The 15900-nt window shown below is 52.7% G+C and carries 17 protein-coding genes and 1 pseudogene; 11 read left to right on the forward strand and 7 right to left on the reverse strand.

The features are described 5' to 3' along the window. Nucleotides 1-415 precede the first annotated feature (415 nt). From EYC87_RS04185 to EYC87_RS04210, 6 genes and pseudogenes are all read left to right on the forward strand, one after another. Nucleotides 416-1789, forward strand: a pseudogene (locus EYC87_RS04185) (IS3 family transposase). Between the two features lie 62 nt (nt 1790-1851). Beyond that, nucleotides 1852-2064 (forward strand): hypothetical protein, encoded by a 213-nt coding sequence (locus EYC87_RS04190; RefSeq protein WP_279251743.1) that lies wholly within the window; start codon nt 1852-1854, stop codon nt 2062-2064. Nucleotides 2065-2067: 3 nt separating this feature from the next. Beyond that, a complete protein-coding gene (locus tag EYC87_RS04195) occupies nt 2068-2664 on the forward strand; it encodes an isochorismatase family protein (RefSeq protein ID WP_279251744.1) in 597 nt (198 codons plus the stop codon). Between the two features lie 3 nt (nt 2665-2667). Further along, nucleotides 2668-2901 carry an FAD-dependent oxidoreductase gene (locus tag EYC87_RS04200; RefSeq protein WP_279251745.1) on the forward strand — a complete coding sequence of 78 codons (234 nt, stop codon included), beginning with the start codon at nt 2668-2670 and terminating at the stop codon, nt 2899-2901. A 48-nt stretch (nt 2902-2949) separates the two neighbouring features. Beyond that, nucleotides 2950-3189 carry a hypothetical protein gene (locus EYC87_RS04205; protein ID WP_279251746.1) on the forward strand — a complete coding sequence of 80 codons (240 nt, stop codon included), beginning with the start codon at nt 2950-2952 and terminating at the stop codon, nt 3187-3189. After that, nucleotides 3176-3457, forward strand: a complete 282-nt coding sequence (locus EYC87_RS04210) for a hypothetical protein (protein WP_279251747.1) — start codon at nt 3176-3178, stop codon at nt 3455-3457. Before EYC87_RS04205 ends, EYC87_RS04210 begins: the two co-directional genes overlap by 14 nt. Here EYC87_RS04210 and EYC87_RS04215 read toward each other — a convergent pair. Beyond that, complete coding sequence (locus EYC87_RS04215) at nt 3426-5129, reverse strand: FAD-binding protein (protein WP_279251748.1); 1704 nt, start codon at nt 5127-5129, stop codon at nt 3426-3428. The genes EYC87_RS04210 and EYC87_RS04215 overlap by 32 nt on opposite strands. A gap of 341 nt (nt 5130-5470) precedes the next feature. Here EYC87_RS04215 and csrA point away from each other — a divergent pair, with 341 nt between their 5' ends. Both csrA and EYC87_RS04225 read left to right on the forward strand, forming a co-directional pair. Then, nucleotides 5471-5734 (forward strand): carbon storage regulator CsrA, encoded by a 264-nt coding sequence (csrA, locus tag EYC87_RS04220; RefSeq protein ID WP_279251749.1) that lies wholly within the window; start codon nt 5471-5473, stop codon nt 5732-5734. Continuing rightward, nucleotides 5731-5949, forward strand: a complete 219-nt coding sequence (locus EYC87_RS04225) for a hypothetical protein (protein WP_279251750.1) — start codon at nt 5731-5733, stop codon at nt 5947-5949. The genes csrA and EYC87_RS04225 overlap by 4 nt, the downstream gene beginning before the upstream one ends. A gap of 101 nt (nt 5950-6050) precedes the next feature. Here the strand turns inward: EYC87_RS04225 and EYC87_RS04230 are convergent, their stop codons facing one another. Beyond that, nucleotides 6051-6284 carry a DUF3820 family protein gene (locus tag EYC87_RS04230; RefSeq protein WP_279251751.1) on the reverse strand — a complete coding sequence of 78 codons (234 nt, stop codon included), beginning with the start codon at nt 6282-6284 and terminating at the stop codon, nt 6051-6053. Nucleotides 6285-6321: 37 nt separating this feature from the next. Then, nucleotides 6322-8022 carry a M28 family peptidase gene (locus EYC87_RS04235; RefSeq protein ID WP_279251752.1) on the reverse strand — a complete coding sequence of 567 codons (1701 nt, stop codon included), beginning with the start codon at nt 8020-8022 and terminating at the stop codon, nt 6322-6324. Between the two features lie 194 nt (nt 8023-8216). On the opposite strand from EYC87_RS04235, the gene EYC87_RS04240 reads away from it, so the two are divergent. Beyond that, nucleotides 8217-8693: a LabA-like NYN domain-containing protein gene (locus EYC87_RS04240; protein ID WP_040541292.1), complete on the forward strand. Its 477-nt coding sequence runs from the start codon at nt 8217-8219 to the stop codon at nt 8691-8693. 11 nt (nt 8694-8704) lie between these two features. On the opposite strand, the gene EYC87_RS04245 is transcribed toward EYC87_RS04240, so the two are convergent. Beyond that, nucleotides 8705-9244, reverse strand: coding sequence for a PepSY-associated TM helix domain-containing protein (locus EYC87_RS04245; RefSeq protein ID WP_279251753.1), 540 nt, complete (start codon nt 9242-9244; stop codon nt 8705-8707). A 259-nt stretch (nt 9245-9503) separates the two neighbouring features. Here EYC87_RS04245 and EYC87_RS04250 point away from each other — a divergent pair, with 259 nt between their 5' ends. Next, on the forward strand, nt 9504-10763 hold the full coding sequence (locus tag EYC87_RS04250) for a glycosyltransferase (RefSeq protein ID WP_279251754.1): 1260 nt from the start codon (nt 9504-9506) through the stop codon (nt 10761-10763). A gap of 84 nt (nt 10764-10847) precedes the next feature. On the opposite strand, the gene ylqF is transcribed toward EYC87_RS04250, so the two are convergent. The 3 genes from ylqF to EYC87_RS04265 all read right to left on the reverse strand — a co-directional run bounded on the left by ylqF (nt 10848) and on the right by EYC87_RS04265 (nt 13532). Then, entirely contained in the window at nt 10848-11792 is a 945-nt protein-coding gene (ylqF, locus tag EYC87_RS04255; RefSeq protein WP_279251755.1) for a ribosome biogenesis GTPase YlqF, read from the reverse strand. Nucleotides 11793-12001: 209 nt separating this feature from the next. Continuing rightward, on the reverse strand, nt 12002-13264 hold the full coding sequence (locus tag EYC87_RS04260) for an MFS transporter (protein ID WP_279251756.1): 1263 nt from the start codon (nt 13262-13264) through the stop codon (nt 12002-12004). Between the two features lies 1 nt (nt 13265). Further along, nucleotides 13266-13532 (reverse strand): hypothetical protein, encoded by a 267-nt coding sequence (locus EYC87_RS04265; protein ID WP_279251757.1) that lies wholly within the window; start codon nt 13530-13532, stop codon nt 13266-13268. Nucleotides 13533-13559: 27 nt separating this feature from the next. Here EYC87_RS04265 and aceE point away from each other — a divergent pair, with 27 nt between their 5' ends. Continuing rightward, on the forward strand, nt 13560-15881 hold the full coding sequence (gene aceE / locus EYC87_RS04270; protein ID WP_279251903.1) for a pyruvate dehydrogenase (acetyl-transferring), homodimeric type: 2322 nt from the start codon (nt 13560-13562) through the stop codon (nt 15879-15881). The last annotated feature ends 19 nt before the right edge of the window (nt 15882-15900 follow it).

The following is a 15900-nucleotide window of genomic DNA, read 5'->3' on the forward strand; positions in this document are numbered from 1 at the left end:
GTTGCTGCCTGGTTCTGCAGACCATCGGCGTTTTATAACGTATAGTCTGGCCGCTTCATCGGCCCCACTGAAGTTGATCTGACGGGTAGGAAAAATTCGGGCGGCTCTGTTTCCGGGTAGCCCTCACCCCAGTTTACGGGATCCCCTTTCATCTCTACGCTGGCGCTATCTGTATACCAGTCGACCAGCTGTCCGTCACAGCGCAAAATTCACACAGTGCCATTTTCTCCGGAGGTGAAGTCTCCGTGACGGATGCCTTTTGGGCGAAAAAAATATTGGCCCTTGACCATCTCACCAAAGTTATAGTCGAAAGTACCATCCAGACAGCAAGCTGTATCCCGTCAGCACCATCTGGACACATTGACCTGATTGCTTAAGAGACACATTTGGCTCATGGTTAATCCCAAGAGGAACGATGATGACAAAGCGTAATCACAACAAACGCAGTTCTGAACAGACTGTACGCGATATCCGCAGGGCAACACGACGCCAGTATTCCGCGGAGGAGAAGATTCGTATTGTTCTGGACGGCCTCCGAGGCGAGGACAGTGTAGCCGAGTTGTGCCGCCGTGAGGGCATCAATACCAACGTCTACTACCGCTAGCCCAAGGAATTCCTGGAGGCAGGTAAAAAAACGCCTGGCTGGCGATACCGCCCGGGAAGGTACCACCACTGAGGTCATAGATCTCCGCTCAGAATCTGCCGCCCTCAAGGAGGCCTTGGCAGAGTTGCTCATGGAAAACCGGTTGCTCAAACCAAGCGTGACCGGGGATGGGGCGGACGATATATGAGATATTCGGCCTCGGAGAAGTATGAAATCATCCGCCTGGTGGAGCAGTCCAGCCTGTCGGTTAAACAGACACTTACCCGTCTGGATATCCACCGGTCCACATTTTATGCCTGGTTGAAGCGCTATGAAGCTGGAGGCATTGATGCACTTGAGGATCGAAAACCTGTTCCCCGCTCTGCCTGGAACAAGCTGCCTGAAGATGAGCAGGTGGCTATAGTGGATCTGGCGCTGAAGAAGCCGGCGCTTTCACCCCGGGAAATCGCGGTGACGTACACGGACGAGAAAGAGCGATTTGTCTCTGAATCTACCGTCTATCGGCTCCTCAAAGCCCAAGACCTGATAACCAGCCCCGCCTATATCCTGATGGAGGCAGGTGACAAGTTCTAGCATCCGACCACCCGGGTGAACGAGATGTGGCAGACAGATTTTACCTACTGCAAGATCATCGGTTGGGGCTGGCATTACCTGTCGACAATTCTCGACGACTACTCCCGATACATCCTGGCCTGGCGCCTGTGTACAACCATGGCGGCTAGCGATGTCTCAGATACGCTGGACGACGCGCCGAGCTTTACCGGCCTTGATCAGGTGAAGGTCAAACACAAGCCACGCCTGCTCTCGGATAACGGTCCCTCGTACATTGCCAGCGATCTGGCGGATTACCTCGGCGACAAGGGAATAGACCATACGCGGGGTCGACCGTATCATCCGCAGACGCAGGGCAAAATCGAACGTTGGCACCGTTCACTGAAGAACCAGATCCTGCTGGAGAATTACTATTTGCCCGGTGATCTGGAACAACGTATCGGCGAGTTTGTGGATTACTGCAATCACGAACGCTACCACGAGTCACTGAATAACCTGACGCCAGCTGATGTGTACTATGGGCGGGGACAGCAGGTGCTGGAACGTCGCGAGCAGATAAAACTGAACACTTTGGCGATGCGTCGCAAGATGCATTACGATAACCAGATGAAATCACAGACCCTGATGAGCTGAAGTGTCTCTTAAATCAGAACGCAATCTGTCCAGAAGGCTTTGACGACGTACACGCTGGGCAGGTGGCTGCCGTTACCTGCCCGGTACTCGCTTTTGCGGGTGATGAGGACTTGCTGAAAACCGCAGTAGCCCCAACCCTTGCGCTGTTGCGTGATGGGCATAAGGCGACGTTGCCGCAAGGTGCGGGCACTTATGCTTGTGAGCAGAATGCGTCAGAAATGGCAGTGATTCTTCGTGAATTTTTTAGCACTCGAAATAAATCCAGGGAGTACTAGAGCATGGATCTTAACAGGGAGTCTCTTGGCTTGGGCAAAAGTCCAGCACTCTTGCTAGTGGATATGATCGAGGGTTTTACCAACCCTGACTGCCCTCTCGGGTGCGCCTGCCCCGAGGTGGTGGCTGCCAATAAAATGTTGTTGGAGACATTTCGGCGGCAGCAGCGCCCGGTGTTTTTTACTTCTGTGGTCTACCACAACGAGAGCCAGGCGCGTGTTTTTCGGGATCGTGTGCCAGCATTGAACGTACTGACTGCTGACTCCCGCTGGGTGAAAGTGGATCAGCGCTTGAGCCCTGAGCCTGGCGAGCCGGTGATTGAGAAACACTGGGCAAGCGCTTTCAGAGCGACTGATATCGATAGCATGTTAAGGGCAAAGGGGGTCGACTCTCTGGTGGTTACCGGACTTACAACAAGTGGATGCGTGCGAGCCACCGTGGTCGACGGATTGCAGTACGACTACCGGGTGGTGGTTCCACGAGAGGCGGTAGGTGATCGCGATAGTGACGCGCACGAGGCGAACCTTTTTGACATGCACGCAAAATACGCAGATGTTTGGAATCTGGCGGATGTTTTAACTGCGCTCGAAAGGGTGAGTTGACCCGTGAGTAATTCGCAAGCTCCCATTGTTATTGCAGGCGCTGGCCCGGCCGGCTGTCTGTTGGCGCTATACCTGGCGAGCAGAGATGTGTCTGTGGTTCTGTTAGAAAAAGAGCCAGAACTACCGGTCGACCTGCGCGCATCTACTTTTCATCCGCCCAGCCTGGAAATGATTGCCGATCTTGGCTTTGGGATTATTGATGAAATGTTACACAAAGGCCTGATCGCTGATCGCTGATCGCTGATCGCTGACCGCTATCAGTATCGTGATCGCCGCAGTGGTGAGGTGGCCAACTTTGAAATGGATTTATTGGCCGATAGCACACGCTATCCGTTTCGCTTGCAACTCGAACAGTACGAGTTCACGCGGCTGGTGGCCGCTGTGCTTGAGGGTATCGACTCTGCAGACCTGCGTTTTAATGTAGAAGCCAAGGGCTTCACTGAAACTGCAGGCCACGTCATCGTTCAATTGGATACAGCGGCAGGAGAGGAACAGCTCCCGGCGTCTTTTTTTGGTCACTGCTGAAGGCGCCCGCAGCCAGATTCGCAAAGCCGCGGGGATTGACTACCTGGGGTTTACCTACGACGAAAAATTCCTCGTGGCGAGTACCCAATTTCCTTTTGAAGAAGTGTTTGATGACCTTTCCTGGGTGAACTACGTGTCGGACCCGGACGAATGGTGCGTCAGTGCATTGGAGTCGTTAGCCGGTGCAAGTCTGCACAGCTCACGGTGTAAAGCAGATTTGCGGCTCGCGTTGCGCCTTAACCTTGAGCCGCACGCTCCCCTGCGATGAAGCCAAACACCATGGCAGGTCCTAAAGTGGCACCCGGACCCGGATAGGCGGGCAGCAGAGCAGCAGTAGTGTTCCCGCAGGCATAGAGCCCAGCTATGACTGCGCCATCCTCATTCAATACTTGAGCGTTGTCGTCGATGACCAGGCCTCCCGCTGTTCCCATTTCTCCAGGATAAAGAGCGAGGGCGTAGAAGGGTGGTTTTAGCAAAGGCGCAAGACAGGGGTTGGGCTTCACCTCTGGGTCGGCGTAGTAGCGGTCATAGCTAGAGTCACCTCGCTGATAGTCAGCGTCTTTGCCATCAACAGCATATTGATTAAAACCCGCAACGGTATTTTCTAAGCCACTCGAGTCGATGCCGACCTTGCTCGCTAACTCTTCCAGGCTGTCTGCTTTGCTAAGAAACTCCGGCGTCCACCAGGCTTTGGGAATCATCCAGTCGGGGAAAAACTTCCCCTGAATAAGAACGGAAGCGACCGGACGCTGCTGTCGGAAGTCGGCATCGAAAATCATGTAACTGGGGGTGTTTGCTTCGTCCTTGATCATATCGGCAACAAAGCTCACATAATTCTGCGATTCATTACTGAAGCGCGCTCCCTTCCTGTTTACGGTAATGGAGCCGGCCATGCCTTTTTCTACCTGGCTCAGATAGGCCTTTGGCTTGCCGGGTACTGTGGCAGTGGTAAACCACCAGCCCCAGTCCATCTGGGCAGTGTCTGCGCCTAATTTCTGGGCGGCAATTATTGCATCGCCGGTATTTTGCAGGTTGCCTGCACTCCATTGTGTATTGGTGGGGGAGGGTAGGTATTGCTCTCGCATCGCCTGGTTACGCTCAAACCCGCCAGCTGCGAGCACCACGCCCTTGCGGGCTCGCACGAACTCACGTTGATTGTTACGTTCTATGACGATTCCAATTACACGGCCATCCTCCTGCACAAGATCAAGCATGGCGGTGCCGCGCCACAGGGGAATCTGTCGATCCCGCAACGCCAGGAAAAGGCGCGCCACGCCTGCATTGCCCATGGTGAGCCTGGCATCTCGCAGGGTCTTTAGTCGAGTCGGAAAATCAATCAGATATTTGAGAACCAATTTGGCGGCTAGACTAAACCAACCTCGCGTCGCCGCCAGGACAACAGCTCCCTCTACCTGGGTAAAGTTGATGCCCCCAGGCATTTGTGTCTGCGGGTGTTGAGGCGCAAGGTTATAAAAGTCTTCACCCATTGCACTGGCATGCAATGGCTCTGGTTCCATAGAGCGATTGCCAGTCTTGCCTCCGGGGCCATCGGGAAAATAATCTGGATAATAAGCGAGATTACGATAACGCACCCACTCGGTGTGTTCGTGCAGGTAATCAATCACTGCCGGGCCTCTCTCAAGATAAGCTTCCAGCAGTGCGGGATTAATTGTGTTCGACGGAGTCACGTGATCCAGATAAGCCCTGGCGTCTTCTAGAGAGTCGTCTGCTTTTTCCGCTACAGCATAGCGATTGTTTGGAATCCAGACCCCACCACCGGAACTCGCGCTAGTGCCACCGAACTTCTCGGATTTTTCGATAACAAGTGTTTCTGCACCACCATCCGCTGCGGCAATAGCAGCGGTGAGTGCGCCGTTGCCAGAACCCACGACAACGACATCGAATTCATGATTCCACGTTTTTCCGTCCCCAGCGTTCAAATTTCTGCTCCCTCTGTAAAGACTGTCCAGCCAAACCCACCCATGACAAACATTCCGTCAGCAAGCTTGGGATTATAGGCATAAACAGGATGTAACTGTGCTCCTGCCGTTGCCAGTTTGATGAGTGACCCATCGAACCCCCTCAGAATGAATTGCAAAATGCAACTTAATATGAGATTTGGGTTGCGAGGCAGAGCTCACATGGAGCGCCAGGGCCTCTTAATCACCTTGAATTATAAAGGTTTCTTTGATGGCACACTTTGTGCAAGAGCATAAGCAGTGGGAAGAATTCGGAGTATTGCCGAATCGCCTGTGATTAACAAAAACGAACGGAGTCCATTATGTTAGTACTGTCGCGAAAAGTAGGGGAATCCCTGATCATAGGAGACGACGTAGTCGTCACTGTGTTGGAGATCAAAGGCCAACAAATCCGAATCGGAGTTAGTGCGCCTCGTGAAGTAGAAGTGCATAGAGAAGAAGTGTACGAACGTATTGCCGCTGAAGGTTTCAGGACCCCAGCAGAGGTGCCAACACTTGATCAGGTTCACAGAGAGTTGCGCACCAAGAATCAGTTGCGAAGAAGAAAGGTAGGTGAAAGAGTATGAGCGCGGCGTTTACCCATGGCGGGTTGGATAGAACATCTCCCAGCTGGGCGGTGGTAGACAGTGACGAGCGTGATAGCTCGAATTCGCAAGGTCGATCAGGGCGAGAGTCCGGCTTCGGCCGGGGGAGTCATCCTGCTTTTGTTTATGGCGGAATTGACCGTGACCCGATCCTCTGGCACAACGAGTCTGCGGCACCCGATCTGGCTATAGAGTAGGGCGTAAAACCAAGTATATTGCCCAAGTCGATAGGTCTGCAGCGCTGCCTGGCGCCCGCCAGGAGTTCATGACGTTAGCAACACCTGCAGGCGAATAGTCCCTAAGGCCGCTGCTTGGCTTTATTGTCCTTCAAAAAATGCTCCAGCATTCCTTCCAAGCCGTTAAGTTTAACTTCATAGATTAACGCCATTTGGCTGCCCAACTTACCCTGGGGAAATCCCTTGGCGTGGTACCAGACCAAATAGGGTTCGGGTAAGGTAAGCAGTGGTCGGCCCTTATATTTGCCATAGGGCATCACCTGGTTGATGGCGTCTACCAAGTCCCTGTTATTCATTCAGGCTGCAAACTCCATAAGCAAGACTGAGCTCTCATTATTGCAGTATATCGGGTAGCTTGTTTTTCGGTGGCAATGAACGGGGCAGCGTTTTACGGGGCATCAATTCGTCGCTGTTGGCAGCATGGTATACAGCTGTTGCCATCACAGCCGCGGCTTGCATCAAGTCTCCCGGTATTAAGTGGTCGGCGTGATCCACGTTGCTGTGATGAGTGTTCACGTAGTAATCCAGGGAATCTTGGACAAAAGAAAATCCCGGTAAACCCACTGCATCGAAGGACAAGTGATCCGTGCCGGTCGTGTTGGTGATGGTGAACATGTCGACCTCCTGATCAGCGAAGGGCGCTAGCCAAGCCTCCAGGACAGGTCGCGCCATATCATTTTGTTGCAGATAAATACCGCGGATCTTTCCGCCGCCACCGTCAAGGTTGAAATAGACTGAGAGCTTGTTGTGCTCGGGTTTGAGTTTCATTGTGATGGGGTCGGCGAAATGGTCTTTCACGTAACCACGGGAGCCACAAAAACAGGTTTCCTCTTCACCCCAAAGCGCGGCTCTGACGGTACGCTTCATAGGTAGCTTAAGCTTTTTCAAAATGCGCATTGCTTCCATGACTATCGCACTGCCTGCAGCATTATCAGTAGCGCCAGTAGCGCCGTGCCATGAGTCAAAATGCGCTCCCAACATTACCACTTCATTTCTACGGTCAGTGCCCGGCAATTCTGCAATGATATTAAGACCATCGACGTCTTCATAAATTTCTGCATCGACGTCCACTTCCACTGTCACCGGGACATCGCGGTTTAGGAGTCGGTGAATTCGATTGTAGTGTTCCGGCATGAGAGCGACAGAGGGTGGTGGTAGCGAATCGCCCGAATAGGGCGAACCATAGTCGCTGTGCATTATGACTCCGGCGATGCCAGCGCCGCCTGATACAAGAGCGGCGCCCACTCCTTCCTCAACGAGAAACTGCCCCATACGGGACATAATTCGAGCATCGAGGCGCCAGCGATCTGCAGCGAACTCGATAGGAATGACGTTCCACACCTGAGAGCTCTCTTCTTTGTCAATGGGATAGGCCAGCATTGGCCATTCCAGTGTGGGCACCCGGCCGGGTTTTAGGGGCATGTCATAATCGTTGGCAACCCCAGAGGCAATTTCTTGTTCTCCCAGACGATAGGTCTCGGGCTCTGCCGGTATTTTGAACGAGTGAGGATGATCCAGCATCACGATCTTTCCCTCTAGTTGACCACGATACTTACTTTTCCAGCGTTCAATCTGATGCGCCGTTTTTTCAATATCATCGTTCACCGACGCCATACTGGGGTGGTCCCAGAGCGGTGCGAACACGACCTCGCCTGATACCGGTCCATCAGTCCCGGGAGCAAGGTCAGCGGGATAGGCACTCAAGGTGGTCTCTTGTGGAGTTTTCATTTGCACATGCACCCTGGACCAGTCCCAGCCGCGTCCAAATTTGCCCCAGGCTTCCACCTCGACTTGTTCGATTCCGGCCTCTTTGAAAGCCGCAACCGCTTTGTCGGCGGCACTTCGGTAGCTCGGAGAACCCGCCATGCGAGATCCGTGCTCATCTGCAATGAGGTGTATATAGTCCATCACCTGGGAATGAAAATAGGCCTCCTGCTTTATCAGGTGCACGGCATTGAGATCGGCGGTTTCGGCACGGGCAAAGCCTGCAAAAAACATCGCTGCCAGGGCAACCCATCGAGAATATGGCTTCATTGGTGACTCACTGTCTTTTCGTGTCCGAAAAGTTTAGCGCATGCCAGATGGAGTAGAAAGGCTCAAGATGGCCGATCTGCTGGGGGGTGTGCGAACTTCAGAACTTTCGCAGCGTCGCGAGCAGTATCCTCTCGTATTTTGCGTGAGCTCGCGTAAACTTGCGCTGCTCAAGCAACTGCCTGACGGGGGGTAATGTGGAAAAGATCACTATTTTCGTAGACGTGCAGAACATTTACTACACTTGCCGTCAAACCTACGGTCGCAATTTTGATTACAATAAGTTCTGGGCAGAGGTCACTCAAAATCGTGAGTTGGTTGGAGCCTACGCCTATGCGACTGATCGCGGTGACGCCAAACAAATGCAGTTCCAGAGCATCTTGCATGCGATAGGTTTTACGGTAAAGCTCAAACCTGTACTCAAGCGACGCGACGGTAGTACCAAAGCCGACTGGGATATTGGTATAGCCCTGGACGTCTACGAAGCTGCACAGCAGTGTGACACTGTGGTGTTGCTTACGGGCGACGGTGACTTTGGGTTGCTGCTCGATCGAATAAAACGGCGTTTTGACACCAACTGCGAGGTCTACGGGGTGCCTGCTCTCACATCGGACATACTCATCTCAGCAGCAAGTCGATTTGTTCCCATCGACGCCGCTTTATTGTTGAGCTAGTGGTTCTTGATTTAAAAAAGCAGCATAGCAAAAATCAGCGCACCGGCCGAGACAGTCAGCAGTGTGGGCCGGCGAAGCCGTGCGGCGGACACTCCCAAGAACAAGCCACTGATAATGACGAACAGAAGCCCGACCGAAAAGGCGGTTTGAAAGATCTTGAATGCAGATGGGCCGTGACCTTTATGAAGTTCCATCAATCGGCTTTGCAGGTTAGGTCTTACATGAACGACCTCAACGCCTGTCTGTAGTAGCTCGATTACATAGTAATCCTTGGAGGTGGGACGCGTGTAAAGGCTGTTGCCTTTCACTTTGATATATTCGTAGTCGTAGGACTCAACACCGGCATTCACAAGCAAGGCTGTCACATCGGCTTTAAGCGTGCTGGAGTCAGCGCTTATAGCCACGTCCTCGCTGCTGTAGATAGTATCTTGCTCGACTGAGCCTTTGATGCCGGCGAGATAGAGGCCGCCAGATATGGCGACCAGGAAAACTGCGGGTGCAAAGAAAGCTGCCAGGTACATATGCAGTGTCAGCAGTTGTTTACGCGTCAAGGGCAGCTCCTTCTGAAAGTTTCCATGATAGTAAAGCGCAAGATGTCTGACGGACAAGCCTTCGGGAAAAAACTTAACAATTGGAGTCCCAAACGCGGATAGAAGAAAATTATGCACAAGACGCCGAAGCTGTTGCAGGCAGGAGCACCATAAGGGTGATAACGCCTTATTGTCAGTGACCTGCGAACGTAGGACAATCTTGCTCTTACTCTAAAATCGGGTGCGCCTGGCGGCGACTCCCTCAAAACAGCGTCTTTGCATGTCCCAATTGCTTGTCATCGGCTACGTCTGGCCTGAATCTCTGTCTACTGCTGCTGGCTCACACATGCTGTCGATACTGCATGCATTCATTAGCCAGGGTTGGGAGATTACATTTGCCAGCGCGGCGGCGCGCAACGAGCAGATGGATGATCTTAAAAGCCACAATGTCACCTGCGTCGATATTGTGCTCAATAGCAGCAGCTTTGACAAATTTGTCGAGCAGTTGCAACCCAGTGTTGTTTTATTTGATCGCTTTATGACTGAAGAGCAGTTCGGCTGGCGGGTCGAAAAGAGCTGTCCGCAAGCGCTGCGCGTGCTTGATACAGAAGACCTGTTTTGCTTGCGCCACGCTCGTCAGCAGGCGTTCAAAGATACCGGCCTTATTAATCCGTTGTTGAGCCCCTCGCTATTATTTTCGGAACTGGCACAGCGTGAAGTTGCCAGCATCTTGCGCTGCGACTTATCTCTGATAGTGTCGGAAGTGGAGTTACAGTTGCTCACAGAACTTTTTAAAGTTGCTCCGTCATTGTTGCAGTATTATCCATTGTGCTTTTCACCCGAGGCGATCGCTCAGACAAGGCCGCCACTGGAAGATCGTGACGGTTTTATCGCGATAGGAAATTACAGGCACCCGCCAAACTGGGACGCAGTACGTTGGCTAAAAGAAGCGATCTGGCCGGAAATTCGGCTGTTGCTTCCTGGCGCCCAGTGTCGAATCTATGGAGCGTATACCCCACCTAAGGCCACTGCGTTACACAATCCGGAGCAGGGCTTTCATATTATGGGTTGGGCTAGCGATGCCAGAACAGTGATGCAATCTGCTCGCGTAAACCTGGCCCCTTTGCGTTTCGGGGCAGGGCTTAAAGGCAAGTTGGCGGAGGCAATGCTTTGTGGAACGCCGAGTATCACAACTTCCATAGGTGCTGAAGGTATGGCCGGTAACCTCTCATTTGCTGGTGCAGTCAGTGATTGTCCATTTGGGATTGCCAGCGAGGCGGTGGCACTTCACCAGGATGAAGAGCAGTGGGCAGTCGCACAAAGGAACGGTTATTGCATTGTTCGCCAGCGCTTTGATCAGCAAATTCACAACCGGAGTTTATTCAATCGTATTACGCTGTTACAGGGACAACTAGACGATCATCGGCTGCAGAATTTTACTGGTGCCATGTTGCGCCATCATCAACACAAGAGCACTCAATACATGTCGCAGTGGATTGAAGTGAAAAATAGGCTCGCCGAGCAGCTTAGCGACAATTAATACCATCGCCGTGTTTAGGTGCTAACTTCTCGTATAGTGTTGCCAGGGCGTCTCGCGCGTCAGTAGCGGGTGAGTTGCAATCGACTAAGACTGGTTTTTCTTTCTCGAGCCCCGGGATGATTGCTTGTTGCGCTTTTTCTGCTCTTGCTTTGCAGCCTCAATATCCTGCTTCGCCTTTACGATTTTTTCTTCGGCCAGAATCATATCGGGAGTTTCCAAACTGATTCGTCCTAAAGTTCCTGAACGAAATTCATTGACCAGAATGCTGGAAACTTTTTCCAGGTCTACATGCCCACCGGCTCTTAAGCAGCCGCGCCGGGCGCCCAACTCTTCCAGAAACTCGACATCGCTTTTGGGGATGGCGTCAAGATTGTAACGATCCACCAGTAGGCCGGGGTGATATTCAAGCAAATAAGCCGTCAAATAGAAGGCGAGGTCTTCTACTTCCGTCGCCGTATCTCTTATCGCGCCCGAAACTGCGAGTCTGTAGCCACTGTTTTCGTTGTGAATCTTCGGCCATAAAATCCCGGGCGTGTCGAGTAATATAAGTTCATCCTGAATGCGAATTCGCTGCAAGCCTTTGGTGATGGCTGGCTCGTTACCGGTTTTTGCCACTTTGCGACCTGCGAGGATATTAATGAGACTGGATTTTCCAACATTGGGAATGCCCGTGATCATGGCCAGGACGTGAGTACGCGATTTTGATTTATGCGGAACCAGCTCGCGTACCAAACTCATCAGCCTTTGTATTGTTTCAGGCTGGTCCAGCGTAGTGAGCAAGGTTTTTACCGACTTGACGCGTTCGAAATAGTCCTGCCATTGTTCGGTCATCTCAGGATCGGCCAGGTCAGACTTACTGAGTATTTTGATACAGGGCTTATTTTGGGCCAGCTTGGTAATGGCCGGGTTCTGACTGCTGTAAGGAAGGCGACAATCCAGAAGCTCAATGACTAGATCTACGTCAGGTAGAATTTTCGTCATCTCTTTATTGGCTTTGTGCATATGGCCTGGATACCAGTTTATCGCCATATTTATCAGGTCCTTAATTTATTGGCTGTGTCATCCTGTATCGATATGTGGTCTTCGATATAGTTTGCGTGCCCGGAACGCTGTCTATTAAACCAGAAGCTAGCTAATAAGTTAAAGTCTCAGCTTGATGTGGGTCGAATATTAAATACGGTTGAGGCTTTTGTCAGAGCACAGAAGGGCAGAATAATCGAGGCCTTATCCTGAGGATGTTAGCGTACCCTGAGCGACCAGAAAAATACTACCGCATTGAGGCAACCGAAAAGCACGAAGGGTGTAGATGGTCCGAAGTTGGCAAATAGCCAGCCCCCACCGGCAGTGCCGACCAAGATGCCAATGGCACCTGCCACGCCAAACAAGCCGATGATCGCGCCTCTGCGGTTGGCTGCTGCACGTTCTCCTACCAGCGCCTGGCTGCTGACGAAGGCACTGATTTCGGCGACACCCATTATGGCGAGCAGGCCCAATACCCAGGGCGCAGTCGGGTCCTTGACCAGGAAAATAGACAAGTACACTGCCGCGGCCAGTCCAGAGGCGATGCTAACGGCGGTGATGCGACTGACTTTGTCGTTAATGTAGCCCATGACGAGGGCCCCCACTAGCGCACCGGACACCACCGCCATAACTCTGGGGACGGCCAGCTGGAACATGGCCTCGCTGGGCTGTAAGCCCAAATTGCCTGTGCCGTACTGCACCAGCCAGAGGCTCAGAAATGCACCGGTGACAGCCAGGTCGCCCCGGGATATGAAGGCTGCGCCGTAAGAGAGCGCAATACCCGGGTCGCGCGAGGCCTTGCACCCTTCACGGAGCATGGTGGTAATCGACTCACCGGTTTCATGGCTTACCTTACCAACATGCGGCGCAAGGCCAACAAGCACTACCAGGGCGCCAAACACGCCGAGGCTGCCGGCAATACCAAATGTCATTTGTTGCGCTGCCAGTTGGTCGTAACCCTGGTTGGCGAATACCTGGGGAAGAGCTCCCAGGGCGGGAGGTAAAAATGCCCCCAGCGTCGCTATCAGTGCCTGTAAGCCGTTGGCTTTGCCACGCGTACTGTCGCAAGTGTAGTCGGCAATAACGGTGACCATCATGCCTATCATTGCCGCGCTGCCGAAAGCAACAATGACTCGATAGGCAATCAGGGTAGTCATCGAATTGGCGTGAGGGTAGAGGCTGAAGCCCAGCGAGGTCATTAGTAGCCCAAAGATGTACACCGGCTTTCTTCCATAGCGGTCGGCCAGTGCGCCCACAGGACCAAAGAATAAAATGAGGATGATTTCCTGTAATGCCGAAAGATTGCCAGTGAGCATTGCCTGTGCTGACCGTTCAATGCCCATTACCTGCAGCAAGCCAGGCTGTAGCATTGCCAGGGCGCCAGCGTAACTTGAGGAGATAAATGCTGCAAAAAAGTAAGCGATTAAGTGATGTCGTTTGACGCCATCACTCAGATCAATGCCAAGGAAACGCGTTACCATGTTATAGCCCAAAAGCTTCGAACTGGTCTGGCCGTTTGCGGATCATACCCATTGCAAATCGCCGGGCCATTTTGCCGCCGGTGAGCCAGCGAACCATGGTGCCACTGCGATGGGTACTGAGGATACCGTCTACAAGGAAAGGTGCAACGGTATCGACAGTGTCTACCAGGTTATTCATTGCTTTTCTCGATTTTTCAAAGTACTCGGGATTGTCGCGTGCTTCGCGCACAACCGCTTCTGTGACGATCATACCGGGGTGGGAGGCCATATTGCTACCTACGCCTCTGCAGCAACAATGCTGGAGGTCGGCTTTCAGCATTTTTTCCGCGCGCGTAGAGAAGGTTATGGCGGAGACATGGTAATGCCACAACCTCATGCGGCCCCTGGAATTTATGCCCGGGCATTTGTCGAAGGTCGCCTGGACGAACAACAACTGAAAAACTTCCGTCGGGAAACCAAGTCAGGGGGAGGGCTGTCTTCCTATCCCCACCCGCGATCAATGCCAAACTTCTGGCAAATGCCTAACGCTTCGATGGGGCTTTCAACGCCCTCGGCAATTTACCAGGCCCGCTTTGCCAAGTATTTGGAGAACCGCGGCCTAAAGCCTGATAGCGGCGGTAAATTCTGGTGCTTTATTGGTGATGGTGAATCCGACGAGCCAGAGGTGTTGGGAACAATCAATATCGCCGCGCGTGAAAAACTGGATAACCTGGTATTGGTGGTTAATTGCAATCTGCAGCGCCTTGATGGTCCTGTCCGGGGCAATGGCAAAATAATTCAGGAACTGGAGCGATCTTTTCGCGGTGCAGACTGGAACGTGATTAAAGTGATTTGGGGTAGCGGTTGGGACGCCCTGCTGGCGATGGACAGTGAGGGCGTACTGCGACGGCGCATGGAGGAATGTGTTGATGGCGACTACCAGCGTTATTCGATATTAGATGGGGATGCACAGCGCGAGCACTGGGTCCATGGTGACCCTGCATTGGAACATATGATGAACTCCCTGACTGATGAGGAACTCAAGCAGATAAAGCGGGGAGGGCAGGATCCCAAAAAAATCTATGCTGCGTTCAAGATGGCCAGTGAGGCCAGTGATAAACCCACGGTGATACTGATTAAAACGGTGAAGGGCGACGGCATGGGGCAGGCGGCACAAGGTAGGAATACTGCTCACCAGAAAAAGGATCTCAACGTCCAGGAACGTATCGAATGTGCTCACTCCTATGGCATTCCCCTGGATGACGGAGCCATAGCGCGAGCCGAGTTTTATCGGCCGGCCCAAGACAGTCAAGAAATGCGCTACTTGCAACAGCAGCGACAGCGCCTGGGCGGGTTTGTGCCGGCGCGCTCGATAAACTGTCCTAAGCTGTCGCCTCCAGACCTGAGTTTATTTCAGAGTTTTATAGAGGGAACAGGTGAGCGATCGGCGTCTACGACCATGGCCATGGTGCGTATGTTGGCGCAACTGATGAAGGATGAGTCCATCGGGCGTTATGTTGTTCCTACAGTGCCTGACGAAGCTCGAACTTTTGGTATGGACGCCTTATTCAAGGTGGCAGGAATCTTTTCACCACAAGGCCAGAACTATACGCCTGTGGATGCAGACTCCCTGCTGTCCTACAGGGAAGCGGTAGACGGGCAGGTTTTGCAAGAAGGTATTTGCGAGACAGGGGCGATGGCTTCGTTCATGGCGGCAGGCAGCGCTTACGCGGTGCACGGTGTGCCCACCATCCCTTTCTACATTTTTTACTCTATGTTTGGGTTCCAGCGAGTGGGCGATATGATCTGGGCCTGCGCCGATATGATGACTCGGGGTTTTTTATTGGGTGGCACGGCGGGGCGTACCACGCTTAATGGTGAAGGCCTGCAGCATGAAGATGGGCACTCCCATGTTATTGCCAGCACGCTGCCCAACCTCAAATGCTACGACCCTGCTTTTGCCTATGAACTGGCGGTTATTGTTCGTGAGGGAATAAGGCGCATGTATCAGCAGGGCGATAATATTTTCTATTACATTACCCTGTTTTACGAAAACCAGAGGATGCCAGCCATGCCAACACACAAGCATGTGCAGGAGGGCATAATCAGAGGCGCGTATTGTTTCCAGCCACGCGAGGGTGCGGGGCAGGCGGTCGATTTGCTGGCCAGTGGCGCACTAATGCAGCAGGCGATTGAAGCCGCTTCTATGTTGTCAGCGCTTGGCTATGCTCCGGCTATATGGAGTATCACCAGTTATACAGAATTGGCACGCGAAGCCGAGTCCTGTGAACGCAAGGCTCGACTGAATCCACTGGTAGCAGCCCCTGATTGCCATCTGCAGAAGATTTTTGGTGACCTGACAGGTCCAATCGTAGCCATGAGTGATTACCAGAAGAGTCTGGCAGGTTCTATCGCCAAATGGATGCCTGCATCCTACACCGCGCTAGGCACTGATGGCTTTGGGGTCAGTGGCACACGCCCGGAATTGCGTGATTACTTCGAGGTGAGCGCCAAACACATTGTTCAAACAGTTCTGGTTGCGCTGTTCCGGCAGGGCCTGATTGACGAAAAAACCCTTACGCTGCAATTGACGCCGCTGGGTATTAAGCACAACAAGCCCGACCCTGCCGCTCGCTGACTTTGCCCGGCTGAAGGGT

Source organism: Candidatus Seongchinamella marina, assembly GCF_026262685.1.
GTDB classification, from domain to species: domain Bacteria; phylum Pseudomonadota; class Gammaproteobacteria; order Pseudomonadales; family Halieaceae; genus Halioglobus; species Halioglobus marinus.